At 58.3% G+C, this 15,507-nt stretch carries 18 protein-coding genes; 2 read left to right on the top strand and 16 right to left on the bottom strand.

The window, feature by feature from the left end:
- Positions 1-117 precede the first annotated feature (117 nt).
- The 3 genes from HJB82_RS15620 to HJB82_RS15610 all read right to left on the bottom strand — a co-directional run bounded on the left by HJB82_RS15620 (position 118) and on the right by HJB82_RS15610 (position 2,187).
- Positions 118-987: a nucleotidyl transferase AbiEii/AbiGii toxin family protein gene (locus tag HJB82_RS15620; RefSeq protein WP_168337871.1), complete on the bottom strand. Its 870-nt coding sequence runs from the start codon at positions 985-987 to the stop codon at positions 118-120.
- The gene (locus HJB82_RS15615; protein WP_127431473.1) at positions 980-1,597 is read right to left on the bottom strand and encodes a type IV toxin-antitoxin system AbiEi family antitoxin domain-containing protein; all 618 of its coding nucleotides are present in this window, start codon (positions 1,595-1,597) and stop codon (positions 980-982) included. Before HJB82_RS15615 ends, HJB82_RS15620 begins: the two co-directional genes overlap by 8 nt.
- A gap of 347 nt (positions 1,598-1,944) precedes the next feature.
- Entirely contained in the window at positions 1,945-2,187 is a 243-nt protein-coding gene (locus tag HJB82_RS15610) for a helix-turn-helix domain-containing protein (RefSeq protein ID WP_087002841.1), read from the bottom strand.
- 223 nt (positions 2,188-2,410) lie between these two features.
- Here HJB82_RS15610 and HJB82_RS15605 point away from each other — a divergent pair, with 223 nt between their 5' ends.
- Complete coding sequence (locus HJB82_RS15605) at positions 2,411-2,734, top strand: transcriptional repressor TraM (RefSeq protein WP_164735978.1); 324 nt, start codon at positions 2,411-2,413, stop codon at positions 2,732-2,734.
- Between the two features lie 3 nt (positions 2,735-2,737).
- Here HJB82_RS15605 and HJB82_RS15600 read toward each other — a convergent pair whose 3' ends face one another.
- From HJB82_RS15600 to HJB82_RS15540, 13 genes are all read right to left on the bottom strand, one after another.
- Positions 2,738-3,442 (bottom strand): autoinducer binding domain-containing protein, encoded by a 705-nt coding sequence (locus tag HJB82_RS15600; protein WP_127431476.1) that lies wholly within the window; start codon positions 3,440-3,442, stop codon positions 2,738-2,740.
- 310 nt (positions 3,443-3,752) lie between these two features.
- The gene (gene trbI / locus HJB82_RS15595) at positions 3,753-5,051 is read right to left on the bottom strand and encodes an IncP-type conjugal transfer protein TrbI (protein WP_221140564.1); all 1,299 of its coding nucleotides are present in this window, start codon (positions 5,049-5,051) and stop codon (positions 3,753-3,755) included.
- 11 nt (positions 5,052-5,062) lie between these two features.
- Positions 5,063-5,503 (bottom strand): conjugal transfer protein TrbH, encoded by a 441-nt coding sequence (gene trbH / locus HJB82_RS15590; protein WP_221140562.1) that lies wholly within the window; start codon positions 5,501-5,503, stop codon positions 5,063-5,065.
- A 3-nt stretch (positions 5,504-5,506) separates the two neighbouring features.
- Entirely contained in the window at positions 5,507-6,319 is an 813-nt protein-coding gene (trbG, locus tag HJB82_RS15585) for a P-type conjugative transfer protein TrbG (RefSeq protein ID WP_087002831.1), read from the bottom strand.
- A 17-nt stretch (positions 6,320-6,336) separates the two neighbouring features.
- Positions 6,337-6,999, bottom strand: a complete 663-nt coding sequence (locus tag HJB82_RS15580) for a conjugal transfer protein TrbF (RefSeq protein ID WP_034523051.1) — start codon at positions 6,997-6,999, stop codon at positions 6,337-6,339.
- Between the two features lie 20 nt (positions 7,000-7,019).
- Positions 7,020-8,201, bottom strand: coding sequence for a P-type conjugative transfer protein TrbL (gene trbL / locus HJB82_RS15575; RefSeq protein ID WP_221140560.1), 1,182 nt, complete (start codon positions 8,199-8,201; stop codon positions 7,020-7,022).
- On the bottom strand, positions 8,195-8,395 hold the full coding sequence (trbK, locus tag HJB82_RS15570; RefSeq protein WP_131702481.1) for an entry exclusion protein TrbK: 201 nt from the start codon (positions 8,393-8,395) through the stop codon (positions 8,195-8,197). The genes trbL and trbK overlap by 7 nt, the downstream gene beginning before the upstream one ends.
- Positions 8,392-9,189, bottom strand: coding sequence for a P-type conjugative transfer protein TrbJ (trbJ, locus tag HJB82_RS15565; RefSeq protein ID WP_221140550.1), 798 nt, complete (start codon positions 9,187-9,189; stop codon positions 8,392-8,394). Before trbJ ends, trbK begins: the two co-directional genes overlap by 4 nt.
- Entirely contained in the window at positions 9,167-11,617 is a 2,451-nt protein-coding gene (locus HJB82_RS15560; RefSeq protein ID WP_221140548.1) for a conjugal transfer protein TrbE, read from the bottom strand. Before HJB82_RS15560 ends, trbJ begins: the two co-directional genes overlap by 23 nt.
- A 10-nt stretch (positions 11,618-11,627) precedes the next feature.
- Positions 11,628-11,927 (bottom strand): conjugal transfer protein TrbD, encoded by a 300-nt coding sequence (locus tag HJB82_RS15555; protein ID WP_131702484.1) that lies wholly within the window; start codon positions 11,925-11,927, stop codon positions 11,628-11,630.
- Entirely contained in the window at positions 11,920-12,303 is a 384-nt protein-coding gene (locus HJB82_RS15550; RefSeq protein ID WP_168337876.1) for a TrbC/VirB2 family protein, read from the bottom strand. The genes HJB82_RS15555 and HJB82_RS15550 overlap by 8 nt, the downstream gene beginning before the upstream one ends.
- Positions 12,293-13,270, bottom strand: coding sequence for a P-type conjugative transfer ATPase TrbB (trbB, locus tag HJB82_RS15545; RefSeq protein ID WP_221140547.1), 978 nt, complete (start codon positions 13,268-13,270; stop codon positions 12,293-12,295). Before trbB ends, HJB82_RS15550 begins: the two co-directional genes overlap by 11 nt.
- Positions 13,267-13,905, bottom strand: a complete 639-nt coding sequence (locus tag HJB82_RS15540; protein WP_127431485.1) for an acyl-homoserine-lactone synthase — start codon at positions 13,903-13,905, stop codon at positions 13,267-13,269. The genes trbB and HJB82_RS15540 overlap by 4 nt, the downstream gene beginning before the upstream one ends.
- Positions 13,906-14,294: 389 nt before the next feature.
- Between HJB82_RS15540 and repA the strand changes: the two genes are divergently transcribed.
- Positions 14,295-15,485, top strand: coding sequence for a plasmid partitioning protein RepA (gene repA / locus HJB82_RS15535; RefSeq protein ID WP_221140545.1), 1,191 nt, complete (start codon positions 14,295-14,297; stop codon positions 15,483-15,485).
- Positions 15,486-15,507: the final 22 nt, after the last annotated feature.

Genomic DNA, 15,507 nt, shown 5'->3' with positions numbered 1-15,507 from the left:
GAGCCAGTAAAACCCACGTACTGACGGGTTCCAGCTATGAAGTTGCCCGACAAAAACCCGACAGGATCTGAATTCTGCTCGCTGAGCCATGAACTCGCGTGGTTGCGACCAAACCGCTCATTCGTCCAGCCTCGCAGCCGCAACCGCGTGCGGCATCAGGAATGTGGCAATCCCCGCGATGACGTCGATCAGATCGCCAGGATTGTGTGCAACGCCTTCAATGAAAGCACGCCATTGTCGCTGCTTTTGCTGGTCCTTGGCAAAGGCGTCCGTTAGGGCGTCCGGCAGGTCAATGGGGATCGGTGTCTCGCGGCGATCAAAGGTAGCGGCTATTGCGCGCGCCAGCCGATCATCGCTGAAGTCGAAAGACCTGCTGAGGATCCAGATGTCGTAGAAATCCTTCATGCGGCTGTTTACTCGCCCCAGCATCACCATTGCCTGGAACTTCTCGGCAATGACCGTTTCTCGCGCATAGGCCCGAAGCCGCGGCATCGGAAAATCGAGCATGGAAGGATAATCCAAAACCTCCACCCCAGGCTCAAGCGCATCGCCAAAACCGATGTCGATGGTCAGGTTGATCCGGGCTCCGCTGATCGAAGCGATCACCCGCAGCCTGAGCCCACCATAATCCAGTGCCTCGCGAATACGATCCACATGCAGCGTATCAGCGTCGAACGTAACGCCATCGTCGGCCTCTTGCGCCAGAATTTCCCGAAATGTCTCAAGCATCGGGTCCGGACTCGGATCACCGAAACCCAAAAGATCCAGGTCGCGCGTGCCTCGGTGCGGATTGTCGAACCAACTCATCATCAACATCGCCCCTTTTAGAACGAAGCGATCGGCGTGGGGCGACTGGCTAAGCCGGAACAATAACCGTTCAAGGGCGAAACGCGTCAGGACGAGATCGAAGCTTTGCCCGCTTGCCTTGGCGAGTTGCAACAGGCGGGCGCGCACCGAGGCGCCGACGTTTCTGATTTCTTTAGCCATTGGCGGTCAGCGCCTCGAGATACGGCCGGATCACAGAGCCAACGCCACCGCGTTCGGCCTGGTTGGCGATTTCGCCAGGAGTAGCCCTTCGTTGCCGCAGCGCCTCCTGCAGCCCTTCTATCGCTACTGAAAGGCCGATCTTGTTGCGATATCGAAAGCAATCGGCAATTGTCTTGGCGATTCCAAAGACCCTCACAGGAACGCCTTCAATGATATGGGTTTCGACGCTGTCGTTGAGAAGGCTGTCTGTGAAGCGCACGATGCGCACAGCGGGGGCTTCCAGCTTCGGCGGCCAGTCCTTACGGCCTATGGCAAGCCAGATTTGTCCGGGGAGCTGATCTGTCAGGCTGTGAAATGCCAATGCCGAAACGAGGCAGATAACGGCTTTGGGCGCGCGTTTGGCAACCTCCGCCAGGCTGTGGCTGGCGTCGAGCTGCGCATCAGGAAGTTGATAGAGACCGCGGGCAAGCCGCAGCACTTCACCATCTCGTTCCATTCGGCTCATGGTGGCAGCCGTGACTCCTGCGTTCCGCAGTTCGACGAAACGTGCTATTCCGCGCTCGGTTAGCACGGTCCGAGCGATTTGGCGTTGCGTGACTGAACTGGGCATTGATATAAAAGCTCGGAGAATAGGATCTATTATCCTAGGATTTGTATCACAATCCCTGGGGCCGAGAAAGCCCTCGCATTATGAATTCTTCACCACGACTAATTGCCTCGATGGACAAAGTTGACAATTCTAGTGGTCGCCTGGAGTAAAGATGTAGCTTGCGGCGAGGTCCACCATGCGCGCAGTGAGAGCCGGATAACCCTCGACGATCTCGTCTGCGGCAGCGCCTTGCAATTTCATCGCAGTGATTGTTCGGACTCGAGAGGAGCACAAATCTCAATTCCATTTGGCTTGCTTCGACGATTTCTCGTTGTCGCGGGCCGGATTGAAGCTGCTGAGATCCCAGATTATGCGCCTGTTTGCGTACTCACTTGGGTCTCACCAATCGGTCGCACTAATTCGACGTGGCTGACATCTAAGGCTTGAGCCAGTTCATAAATCGTAATCACAGTTGGGTTGCGACGACCTCGCTCCAGGCTACTAAGATATTGCTGGCTGAAACCAGAACGCGCCTCGACCTCTTCCTGTGTCAGGCCTTTCTCCCGACGCAGGCGGGCAAAATTCGAGCCGACCAGTTTGCGCATGTCCATGCGCCGAAAGATCGCCGTTTACACACTCGGAGTTTATCAACTAAAGTATGTAAAGCTCCTTCCCGTAAATCCCGCCAATGCGGGCGGGTAATGGGTTTAGTTGTCGATATAAGCATCAGCACATTGTCTGCAACTCAGAGATTTTGGATGTAACGGTGTCCCATTTGATGTAGGCGAACCTTCGGGGCCGCTTGGTGAGAGAATGAAAGTTTGGGAGAAGCGGGTGAACAAAGCGAGCTCATCCGATGCAAATGGTCGAGAAAAGGAAAGAGAATCGCGCTTCAGCTCGATGCAACAGTCGAAGCTTGAGGCGTTGGCTGTCTCGGCAATTCTCGAACACCGCCTCCTGATCGCCGCCGACGAAGCTGTCTATGAGGAATGGGCTCGCGCGACCGCAGACCCATCAATTTCCGCCGCCGTGCTCAAGAGCCTGCAGGAGGAGTATGTCGCGCGCCAAAAGAAATCTGAAGTCCAGCAAGAAGAACTTTCGGAAATCATCGATGCGTTAGGCTACGTCCCCGAGGTTCCACTCGATAAACATGAATGACGGTCAAACCAACCCGTGATCTTTAGCAATTGCGACGAGCTGTGGGACGGTCGCAGCCTCAAGTTTTTCGCGCGCTTTATCAAGGTAGTGCTGCACTGTCCTCGGGTTGATCCCCGTTAGCATTGCGGTTTCCGGAGCGCTTTTACCCTTTGCCGCCCACATGAGGCACATTGCTTCTCTTGGTGAAAGCAACCGTCTCGGAGCGACAATGGTCGTCGCAGCGATAATCTTCAGGCAGTAATGGATCACCAGCACCGCTCGGATCGCTTGTTGCGCATCCCGCAGTTTTGAAACGTCAGCCGTCGGCGCCGAAGATGCAAACGTCAGCATCATCGTCGACCCGAAACTTCCTTCGACGGGGATCGTCACCCCACTCCGAATTCCGTACTCGATCGCCTGGTCCCGAAAACGCCTGAGTTCGGAGGTTCCACGAGCGGGCCAATCGTCGGCCGTCCAGGAAAACATTTCCATGCGACGCTTGGCTTCAGTAACGACCGGGTCGATGCGGGAGTAATGGCCTTCGAGATAAACACCCTGCCATTCCTCCGGATAGGAGTTGAATGTGCGGATTTCCAACCCCTCAGTCTGCAGATAAGCAAAACGGTCGAAGCCGCATGCGTGCGCAAATGTTTTCAAAGCACTTTTGATCATACGTTCATCATGCGCGGCTTCTGTCATATCGATGAGAGAGCGAAGGTCACCGTCCACTAACTTTTCTCCTTTTTTCGACGGTGCAAGCCTCCCACTCGTCGCGCCGTTCTGACGCCGCGAGCTACCGGTTGCCACCGTTCGGCTAGCCGGAACCACATGGGACATTGGACGATACGGCAGTTGCTTCTACGCGAAGCAGATCCACGTTCGTTGCATCGCTTAGGTCTATTGACCTCTGCCGGGTATTCAACTCTTTCTGATCTAAAGACGATGATTTTTATAGAGATTTTTAGTCACACCTGCGCCCCGCGCGGAATGTACTTGCGACGTTCAGCGACAAGCGAAAATCTGAGCGTCCGTTAGCTGTTTAGCGGCCGCTATAGACAGAATGAAAAATAACATCCTGATCGACCAACACATTGAACTTGTAGCCCGGCCGGATGCGAATCGTCGGCTGAACGTTCAGATTCTTCGAGATCGTCTCTTCTGCTACGCGGCCAAATGACGCGGCAAAATTCCGTCTTGCTGCATCCGAAGCCGTGTCCTGCGTCGCGAGCGTCGAACTCTCAGGCATCGACATATCGGTATCCGCCCCGATGATTGCCACCAGGGCTGCAGAACCGAATGTTCTCCAGAGATGCCGGTCGACCTTGTCCTGGAAGCCGCCATAACCTTCAGCGTCAGTGCCCGCCATACCACCGATCTGCAGGGTAGACCCGTTCGGAAAAATGAGGTCCGTCCAGACGACGAGTACCCGTTCCTGGCCGAAAGACACCTTGGAATCGTAGCGACCGAAGAGCTTTGCGCCTTGCGGGATGAGAAGGCGATAACCGGTTGCGCTGTCGTAGACATTTTGGCTGATCTGAGCGGTAATGCGCCCCGGCAGGTCGGAATTGAGGCCGGTGATCAATGTCGCCGCGATGACTGAACCGCGCTTCAATTCGTTGGGTGACATCTGCGGCACGACCTGGTTCGGCAGGTAGCCGAGATCCTTGATGTCCTGATTAAAGAAGTCCTCCTTCGACGTCTGCCCGTTCTGATCGACGTTCTGCTCCATCAAGCCTGATTTCATGGCCGCGCCATAAAGGTCTGAGGCGCTGCTCGTCACGGCATTTGTCGGCTGGCGGACGGTGTCATTGGTGGAGATTGCAGCCTTCTCGACATCGGAGATGTCTACCTTTAGCGGCGAATCGAGCGCCGTGGAACGGGCCTGGAGACGCGCCATCCGTTGCCGCTGGGCTTCGCGCATATATTGTTCATCCTGCTCTCGCTTCAGGCGTGCCTTCCACTCCTCTTCGGATTCGAGCCTTTGTCGGCGATCTTGTCGATCTGTTGGTTGGCGCTCGAAGACCGGTTCCTGCTTTTCCTTTTTCTCCGCGACGACTGGCGTCGGTTGAAACACCTCCTGCTTTTCTGGGTCACCGATAATGCCGTCGGTGACACCCCGCTTAAGCTGATCGCCGAAACTGGTCGCAGGGCTGTTGGAAGCACCCTCGATGTCGCCATGATTGAAGGAAAGCCCGCGCAGTGACAGACCAATCACGACCACGCCGACGAATAGCACGATGACGATGATGGCGACGATGATCGGCAGGCGGTTGAGCCGGCGCATGCCATTCTGATCGTCGGCCTGGGCTGACGCGCCAAGTTGGAGCGACTGGACCATATTGCTCTCCGTCAGTTACGCTGCATGATCGAAAGCGGACTAGCCGGCGTGGCGCCTGCCGCCGTTGGTGTATAAGCACGTCCGAGAGCGATCGAAGGCGTCGAAACCCGCGCGAGCAGCTGCCCGTCGATTCCCTCAATTGCATAGGCAAGCTCGACCGGCTTGATGTCTTTGGCGACTTTGCCGTCCCTGACGACCGTATAACCCCGCCCCTTCAGGGCCGCCTCGAGGGCGGATGCGAACTCCGATGCGTCCGTCTCCATTTTGATCGTGGTCGTAGCACCGGCCGGGCCGATCTGTTCGGCCAGACGACTTGCCATGTCGCCGGCGATGGCGCTTGCAGCCGGTCCGGTGACGGCCACAGGTGTGGAACTGGTGGTCAGTGCGTCGTCCGCCGTTTGGCAACCGGAGAGCAGCGCGCCCACGACGAAATATGTGAGAAGCTTGCGCATGGTTCAGCCTCCCCGCCGGATGGTGATCTTCTGCTGCCGCCAACCGACACCGGAAACGAGGATCGCCTTGTCGATCGCATAGTCGACGGTCATCATGTCGTTCTTCATGCGATAGTTGACGATGCGATTTTGACCGCCGGAGACGACGAAAAGCACAGGCGCATCCTGGCCGGAGATCGACTTCGGGAACTGGATGTAGGTCTTCACCCCGTCCGAATAGACCCGCTTCGGTTTCCACGAAGCACCGCCGCTGATTGAATAGGAGAAGTTCAGCTTGTCCGGCGCGGTGCCCGGAATGCCGCCCGTTTCGAGACGGGTGTTGATGTCGGCGAGCTTGGTGGACACGTCTTCCGGATATTCGAAACCAACGCGCGCCATGTATTGGCTCGGATGGGACTTGAGTTGGATGTGATAGGTGCGCCGCGATGTCGTCACGACCATTGAGGTGAGAAGGCCTGGCTCCGACGGTTTGACGATGAGATGGATCGCCTGTCCGCCTGTGGCCCCCGAAGTGGCCGGCTCTACCTTCCAGCGCACGGTGTCGCCGACCATAACATCGCGAACGATCTCGCCACCCTGAAGTTCGATGTCGCAGACCTGCAGCGGCGAGCAGACGACGGAAGGTTGCGTTTCGCCGAACAGGAAGATCACCTTTCCGTCCGGTCCCGTCGTCACCAATCCCGGCGTGCCGCGCCACTTTTTGGAAAGATTTGTTCCTTTCACCTCGTTGCTCGTCATACTTTGCGCCTGCGCGCCCGCCGCAAGCAAGAGTCCGGCCATGCAGCCGGCGGCCGCGATCAATCCCGTTTTTTTCATTGAAAGAATCCCTACCCTTAAAGCTGTGCCGTCCAGTCGAAATCCCGGACGTAGAGGCCGATCGGATTGAGGCGGATCGTCGCCTCATCCTGTGGCGCGGTGAGCGTCACCGTTGCGATCCCGCGGAACCGCCGCGTGCCGGTTTCCTTGCCCTTGCGGTCCCGCTCGTATTCCGTCCAGTCGATCTGATAGGTCTGGTTCGAGAGCGCCACGATGTTGTTGACCTCGATGGCAACGGTCGAGGACTTTGCCTTCTCGAACGGAGAATTGCCTCGGAACCAGGCGTTGACCTTCTCCGTCGACGGATCGGAGGTGCGAAGAAGAGCGTAGGTGCGGTCGATATATTGCTTCTGCACCACTGCATCCGGCGTGATCGAGCGAAAGCTCGTGACGAAGTTGCCGAGTGTGGCGCGCACCACGCGGACATCGGCATACTCGATCTGCTCGGGGAAGCCTGCGGTGACCGCAGTTCCGAGCTTGTCGACCTCGACGATGTAAGGCACGAGCCTCACTTGCGTGCTGAGATACATCGCGTAGCTGAAGCCGATGACGGCCATTACCAGACCGAGGACACCAACAATCCGCCATGCGGCGGCTGCCTTCACATAGGAACCATAGCGTTCGCTCCATTCCTGGCGGGCGGCAAGGTATGGGTTTTCCGGGGCGCGGTTCGCTGCCATTTATTCTTCCCTTGTCTCGATTACGGTTTGTCGTTGCGTTCGGGAGGAGGCTTCGGTCCGCTATGACCGCCGCGCTGTTCATCGAGCTTCGCATTGGCCAGTCCGAGAATGGACCCGGCATAAGCGCCCGGAGAGCCGATTGCCTTTTCCTTCGCGGCTGATCCGGCTGCTTGCGCGCCGGAACTGAAGCTCGCGCCCATGCCGCGAAGAGCGGCACCTGCAACGGATGAACCAGCAGCTCGTGCGGCTTGCGCGGCCGCAAAGCCTGCGCCGGCGGCGCCGGCGGCGAGGAAGCCAGCGCCTGCGGCGAAAGACGCCGCCTGCCCGCCGTGGCGGATCGCTTCCATTCCTCCGGACACCGATGCGCCCTGGACAACGCCCTGGATGATGCTCGGGACATACATGGCGATGATGAAGACTACGACGGAAATACCGGCGATCGCCAAGGTCGTAACGAACTGGTCCGATGAGGCAGTCGGAGCTTGCGCAAGGCCAAGCAGGACGTTCGATCCGATCTTGGCGATCATCACCAAGGCCATCAGCTTCATGCCGACGCCGAAGGCATAGACGAGGTATCGAACAGCAAAGTCTTTCGTGAAGGACGAACCACCCAGCCCGAGCATGATCATGCCGGCGAGCAGTCCGACATACATTTCGACCATGACCGACACGAAAATCGCTGCAACCAGCGAGAAGGAGATAACGACGATGCCCATTGCTAACACCGCCGCGATCGCCAGCGCATTGTCTTCGAAAACCCCAAACTGTGCCTGCTCCGACATTTGCGACGCGACGCGGATTCCGGCGTCGAACACCTCAGCGGGCGACGCTGAACCACCGCCGGCGCCAATCTGGAAAAGGCTGTCGACCACCGCTCGCGCAAAGGTCGGACCTTGGGTCAGAACGAATGCGAAGAACCCGATGAACATGATCCGCCGCACCAGTTCGGCAAACCAGCTGTCCAATGAGGCTGACTGGATCGCCAACCAGACGGCCGCAATGCCGATCTCGATCGTTGCGAGAATCCAGAATAGGGATTTCGCCGCCTCCATGATGGTGGTCTCCCACCCCCTCGCAGCAGACGAGACCTGGTTTTCCAATTCCGTGAGGACTTGCCCCTCCTGCGCGAATGCGGGAACGGCATAGGCGAGGAAAAAGAGACCTGTCATCAGGAACGAGCGTGCGACAGCAACCTTCACCATCTCGGGCGCATCTCCTGACCTTCCTTGATCGGCGGCAGCTCCTTGTCGGAGCCGAAGAATTTTTCCCGGACGGCGCGCTGCTCCTCGGTGAACGCAGGTGTTCCTGTGTTTCGGGAATTGACGATCAGCACTGTCATTGCAGACGATGCAGCGGCGACAGCCAACAGCAAGGCAATCAGGACGGGGCGGCTCACCAGCGCGGCTCCATTTTCTGGCCCTCCGGAACGCTCTTGACCTCGGCGTTGAAGAACTTTTCCCGCCGCGCCTGCGCCAGATCCTTGTCGGTCTGTTCCGTCTGAAGCCATGTTCCCATCATTGTCATCTGTTGGGAGACGAGGCCGCGAAGCTTCTGCATTTGCGCGACTTGCTGAGCGGCGATCTCGTGCCCGACCTGCAAAGCCTTCATCTGCCCGTCAGCCGTCTCGGACATCGACCGCAGCGAGGACATCGTGTCTTCCTCGCTCTCGAACTGGTCGGTCGTCAGGCTCGCGGCCTTCAGCGAGCTGGTGATCGTGTCACGGTTGGTGTCCGACCAGGACTGGTAAGTCGAGGAGAAGGTTGCGTTGCTCGGCAAATTGGTCTTGAGATCGGCATAGCTCTGAAAGCGCTGCTGAAGAACGTCGTCCGCATTCCCCATGGAAAAGGCGATGCCATGTCCCTGGTCGACGATACTGCGCAGCTGGTTGAGATCGCTTTCGACCTGCCCCCAGATATGATCAGGAAGCTGCGCGGTGTTTTGCAACATGTTCTCGTAGATCTTCAGCTGGTTCTGGATCTGCTCTGCAAGCTGGCTGATCTGCGTCAGCTGATTGTCGACCTGGATGCCGGAGCTTTTCATGAGATCGACAAGCTGCGCATTGTTGGCGAGCTGCGTCCATTCGGTCGCAGCGCCGGTGGCTGTCCCAGCTTGCACCGTGCCTGAGCCTCCAATCGTGAGAGCGGCGGCTGTTAAGCAGACGAGCCATCTACTTGAGTAGCGATGCGGCATCGTGAACTCCTCTCGTTTCAAGCCAGTGGATCGGCCATTCGTGGCCATGTTCGGATTTCAGTGCGCGAATGCGCTTGAGGTCCTCTTTGCCCGACGCGCCGACAAAGCTCAGTGCGATTGGCCCAAGCGACATGTCGAAGAGCCGCCGGCCGTCGGGGGTAGCGACGTAGTATTCGCGCTTGGGGATCGAGCTCGAGACGATCTCGATCTGACGCTCGTTGAACCCTATTCGCTCATAGAATTCTCGCGTGCCCGACTCACGAGCGGCGCCATTCGGAAGGCAAATCTTGGTCGGGCAGGATTCCTTCAGCACGTCGATAATCCCGGATCGTTCGGCATCCGAGATCGATTGGGTCGCAAGAACGACGGCGCAATTTGCCTTGCGCAGCACCTTAAGCCACTCGCGTATCTTGTCGCGGAACACAGGGTGGCTGAGCATGAGCCACGCCTCGTCGAGGACGATCAGACTTGGCGACCCATCCAAACGCTTCTCGATCCGGCGGAACAGGTAGGTCAGCACTGGCACGAGATTGCGCTCGCCCATATTCATTAGTTGCTCGATCTCGAAGGTCTGGAAGGCGCCGAGCGTGAGGCCGTCCTCTTCCGCATCGAGAAGCTGCCCCATCGGGCCGTCGACGGTGTAGTGATGCAGTGCGTCCTTGATCTCGCGCAGCTGCACGCCGCTGACGAAATCCGAGAGTGAGCGACCAGAGGCGCTCGCCATCAGGCCGATCTGCCGAGAGATGGCGTTGCGATGATCGGGTGTGATGGTGACACCCTGCAGACCGACCAGCATCTCGATCCACTCCGCCGCCCAAGCCCGGTCGGCAACACTTTTGAGTTCGGAGAGTGGGCAGAAGGCCAATGCCCTCCCCTCTTCCACACTGTCGCCGCCGATTTCATAATGATCGCCGCCGGCTGCGAGCGTCAGGGGCAGAAGTGAACTGCCTTTGTCAAAGGCGAAGATCTGCGCATTTTCGTAGCGACGAAACTGCGCGGCGATCAGGGCGAGCAACGTCGACTTGCCAGAACCGGTCGGACCGAAGATCAGCGTGTGGCCGACATCATCGACGTGCAGGTTCAGACGAAACGCTGTCGAGCCGCTCGCAACCTGCATCAAGGGCGGCGAATTCGGTGGGTAAAAGGGGCATGGCGCGACGGGGTTTCCGGACCAGACTGAGTTCAGCGGAATCAAGTCGGCGAGATTGCTGGTGTTGATCAGCGGCTCACGGATGTTGCAATACCAGTTGCCTGGCAAGCTACCGAGATAGGCGTCAGTGGCGTTGAGCGTTTCGATCCGTGCCCCGAAACCTTCCGCCTGGATCAGCCGCCGGATCGCTTCGGCCTTCTCCTGGAGTGCTTCGCGATCGCTGTCGAACAACACGACGACCGGTGTGTAATAGCCATAGGCAACCAGTTGCGACGAGGCCTGCGCGATCGCATCCTCAGTCTCGACTACCATCGTCATCGCGTCCTGGTCGACGGATCGACTTTGTGTCTGGAATATCTGGTCAAAGAACGGCCGGACCTTCTGCTGCCATTTCTTCCGCGTCCGTTCGAGCTTTTGCCGGGCCTCCTCGGCATCAAGGAAAATGAAGCGCGATGACCACCGATAAGTCAGCGGCATCAGGTCTAGGCTGTTGAGAATACCGGGCCAGCTCTCGGCCGGCAGACCGTCGATCGCAACGACGCCGAGAAAAAGGTTTTCGACCTTTGGCGTCAGTCCATGCTCAAGCTCCGCGGTGGCGATCCAGTCGAGATACATGGGAACGTCGGGTAGCCGGATTGGATGGCTTTCCCCGGTAGTGCAGAACCGCGCGAACTGCAGCAGCTCGTCGTATCTGGCAATTCGCTCGCCTCCCCTTTCGACCGTTTCACGGGTTTCCATTCGCCGGATCGAAAGCGTGTTGGCCAAATACTGCTCAAGCTCTCGCACCGCGTTCTTGAACACGAAGAGCACCGTGTCCGCGTAGGATTTTTTCCGGCTTTCCTCATCCGAATAGATGTATTTGCTGAGAGCAGTCTTTTTGGATTCGAGCGGCCGGTGGGTCAGGATCAGCGCATGCTTGCTCTCGAAATGGCCCTGCTCGCGCGCGAAATGCGCCCGACGCTCGGCATCGATTGCGCGGGTTACCGGGTCGGGGAAATGGCATCGATCTTCTGATGGATAGTCGACCGTTGGAATACGGATGGCCTCCACCTGGATCATCCAGCCGCTTCCGAGCCGCGACAGAACGGCATTGATCTGCCTCGACAGCTCGTTACGCTCGAGGTCGGTCGCGCTTTCGGAGTCCGGGCCAGCGAAATACCAGCCGGCCATCAGGCTTCCGTCCTTCAAGAGGAGGACACCATTGTCGACCAGGCCGGCATAGGGAACGAGATCGGCGAAGGAAGGGCCAGTTACCCGGAAGCGTTTGAGAGCTACCATGGCCGCCTCCTCAGTACCGTCGCCACGGCGTAGTGGTTGCCTTGTAGTAGCGCTTGTAGGAAATGTGCCTGATATAGACTTGCCGCATCAGTGGGTCGGACTTCGCCATCATCCTGAGCAGCCCGACGATCACGACCCAGACAGTGACGCCGAAGATCGCCGAATAGGCCGTAAGCACGACGAAGATCAGGATCACTGCTGCAAGACCGGTGATCAGGACCAGCTCCCGGTCGGCGCCCATGAGCAGGTTCGGGCGAGAGAGCGCGCGATGGATGCGGTTACGCCGCAGGCCGGACAGGGACTCAGCCATGATCTTCCTCCCCTCCTCTGTTCGAACCAATTGACGTGATCTGCTCGTCGGTCAGCCCGATCGAAGCGCCGGTCGCACCGAACAGGCCGACAATGTTGGTGGCGCCGAGCAGGATGCCGGCGACAAGAACGACGTACACAAGTCGCCGCGCGAAATCGTTGAGCTCGCCGCCGAAGATGAGCATGCCGCCGGCGATGGCCACGGCTGCAAGCGCGATCGCACCCGCGACCGGGCCGGTTATCGATTCCTGAATCTGCTGCAGTGGCCCTTCCCATGGGAGGCTGCCGCCGGAACTGGCGAGCGCCGGCGCGACAGAGGCAAGAACGATTGGCGCCGCCGCGAGCGCGGCCGCGATGAGGGTATGCTTACGCGACATGGCGCGCCTCCTGTTCTTCAGTGGGCTGATCGGATTCGATCTCATACTGTCCGTTGATGAACCGCTCGACTTGAATGATGTCGCGAACCAGCCGCCCCCGCGGTGTCCGCTCGATCGAAATGACCAGGTCGACCGCCTCTCCGATCACCTCGTGCATCGGCTGCTGGCTTGCCTCGGCCGTGAGCTGTTCAAGCCGACGCAGCGCCGACATGGCGGTGTTCGAGTGGATGGTCGCCACGCCGCCCGGGTGGCCGGTGTTCCAGGCCTTGAGCAACGTCAGGGCCGCGCCGTCGCGAACTTCGCCAACGACGATCCTGTCGGGGCGCAGCCGCATCGTGCTCTTGAGGAGCCGCGCCATGTCGATCGTATCGCTGGTATGGAGGAGAACGGCGTTCTCGGCTGCGCACTGGATTTCGGCGGTGTCTTCGAGAATGACGAGGCGATCGTCTGGGGCGGATTTGACGATCTCTCGGATCACAGCGTTCGCAAGCGTCGTCTTGCCCGAGCCCGTTCCCCCGGAAATGATGATGTTCAGCCTCGTGGAAATGGCACTGCGGATCGTTGCGGCTTGGTATTCTGTCATCACGCCGGCGCAAATATAGTCTTCGAGCGGAATGAGGCGTGATGCCCGGCGACGAATCGCGAAGGCAGGCTTGGTGACAACGGGGGGCAACAGTCCCTCAAAGCGATGGCCACCGATTGGCAGCTCGCCGGAGATGATGGGCTGTTCCGTGTCGACCTCTGACTGCAGCGCGTGCGCCACTGTACCAATGACTATCTCGGCGGCAGCGGATGACATCTCGCCGGCGGGCGCAACGCCGTGACCTAACCGTTCGATGAACAGCTTTCCGTCTGGATTGAGCATAATCTCGACGACATTCACGTCATCCAGGGCAACACAAAGCTGATCGCCGAGCGCATCCTGAAGTTTGCGGACGAGCCGAGGGTGAGAGCGAAGCTGGTTCACGTATTTCTCCTTAGGCTGCCAGGCTGACAGGGGGCGAGTTCAGAACGGTAGTTGGAGGGGCGAAGCCTGAGGAACGTATCTGCGTCGGCGGACAGCGTGCCTGCTACGGCCATCGTCACGCCGATCTTCTTGGGTTCGCCTAAACGATGCAGCTGCCACCCAACGCGAGCGAGGATCCGCTCAAACCGAAGATCGGTCACCGTAACAATCTCAGTGTACGCATTCGCCATGCACCATTCGATGATGCCAGCGAACATGGTGAGCGTCGCTTCATGGACCGAGCCGTCCGCCCTCCCCTCCGTGAGAGCCGTATCGACGCAGAACCGGGAACTCTCGATCATCGCGGCATGACCGTTGAGCTGACCGTCGGGGAGAAGCGAGGGGAAAACATCGGCTACCATCGTCGGACCAAGCGCCGGAAGAAGTCTCGCGCACCCAGCCAATTGGCCGGTCTCGGCGATGGCGAGAACATAGGTCGGTCGAAGTGCGTCAAAGCCATCGGACTCGTACCCCGCCGTTACGTCCACCTCCCAACCGAGGCGGTCGGAAAAAACCCGCGCACGTAGCTGGTAGTGGAGGTGAAGGAGGTGAGCCTCTTGAATCGTCCGGGGTGCTGAAAACGCGAGAACCTGCATGAACTTTCTCCGTCGTTGTTGGTGGCGGCGAAATCAGCACAGAATTGAATCGAGAGGCAGTTGTAGGATCCTACAAGTCGCACTCACGCGAGTCGGCAAGGAAAAGCGATAAGGGGTGATCGAGGGGGCCTTGCGCAGCCACATAAACGCGGGGCGCATTGTAGGATTCACAGTAAAACGGACCATGAACGCGGCGGGCCATCCCCCTAGCTAAATCCGTGAAAACGCAAGGAAAAGAAGCTATGGGTGTGCAACCCGTCGATTTTGCCTTAACCCTTTGTTAACCTTAATTCTCTTGCGGCTATCTGAGAATCGGGAGATAGTTGCGAAAATTATGGCTATGGGGCCATTTTTTCGAAAGTTCAGCCTCCCGGGAAATAGTTTTCAAAATGAGCCATCAGCAGCCCAACAGGTTTGACGTTGAGATCGCCCAGCAAGGGGCGAAGATCTCAAGCGCGTTGCATATGCTGCGCAGCCAGCAGTATCCTCCGGACGCTCGGAAGGGACTGCGCAAGTTTCAGCTCGGCGAAGTCGCCGAATTCATGGGCGTTACCCAGAGCCATCTCCGGCAAATCCATTCCGAAGGGAAGGGCCCAGAGATCGAATCGGTCAGCGGCCGACGCTACTATACCGCGGATCAGATGCTGGAACTCCGCGAGTACCTCGAAGCCAACAAAAAATCCGACAAGCGCTATTACGTTCCCCGTCGTCGTGAAGGCGAGCCGATGCAGGTCGTATCGGTCGTGAACTTCAAGGGCGGAAGCGGCAAGACGACGACAGCGGCGCATCTGGCGCAATACCTAGCCCTCACCGGTCACCGTGTCCTCGCCGTCGATCTCGATCCTCAGGCGTCACTTACGTCGTTGTTCGGCATTCAGCCCGAACTCGATGACACCGCGTCTCTATACGAAGCGCTTCGTTTCGATGATGAGCGCAAGCCGATCTCAGAGGTGATCCAGCCGACGAACATTCCTGGACTAGACGTTGTCCCGGCAAATCTCGTGCTGCAGGAATTTGAGTACGATGTGCCCCTGTCCATTTCCTCCCGGAAAGGTGACGAGGGCCGGTTGTTTCACATGCGCATTGTCAATGCGCTGAAGGAAGTGGATGACAGGTACGATGTTGTTATCATCGACTGCCCCCCGCAACTCGGCTATCTAACGATCACCGCGCTGATGGCCTCCACCGGCATCCTGATTACCATCCACCCGCAAATGCTGGACATCATGTCGATGAGCCAGTTCCTGCAGATGCTGGGCGGCATCATGACCCCCGTTGCAGAGGCTGGTGCAGAAATCCGTGTGGAATGGTTCCGTTACCTCGTAACGCGCTTTGAGCCGACCGATATTCCGCAAGCACAGATGGTCGGCTTTATGCAGTCTATGTTTGCACAACAGATGCTGCGAAATCACGTGCTTAAGTCGACGGCGATATCGGATGCATCGATACGAAAGCAGACTTTGTATGAGGTTGAGCGCGGTGATTTCGTTCGCTCGACCTATGACCGCGCTATGGAGAGCCTGAACGCGGCCAATGGCGAGGTCGTGGATCTCATCCACAGTGCATGGGGGAGGAAATGATCAACTTGTCAGCCGTTTTTTT

Origin of the sequence: Rhizobium sp. NZLR10 (assembly GCF_019685125.1) — a bacterium.
Lineage (GTDB): Bacteria > Pseudomonadota > Alphaproteobacteria > Rhizobiales > Rhizobiaceae > Rhizobium.
The sequence above is the reverse complement of the archived record's forward strand: the minus strand, read 5'-3'. Positions and strand labels throughout refer to the sequence as shown.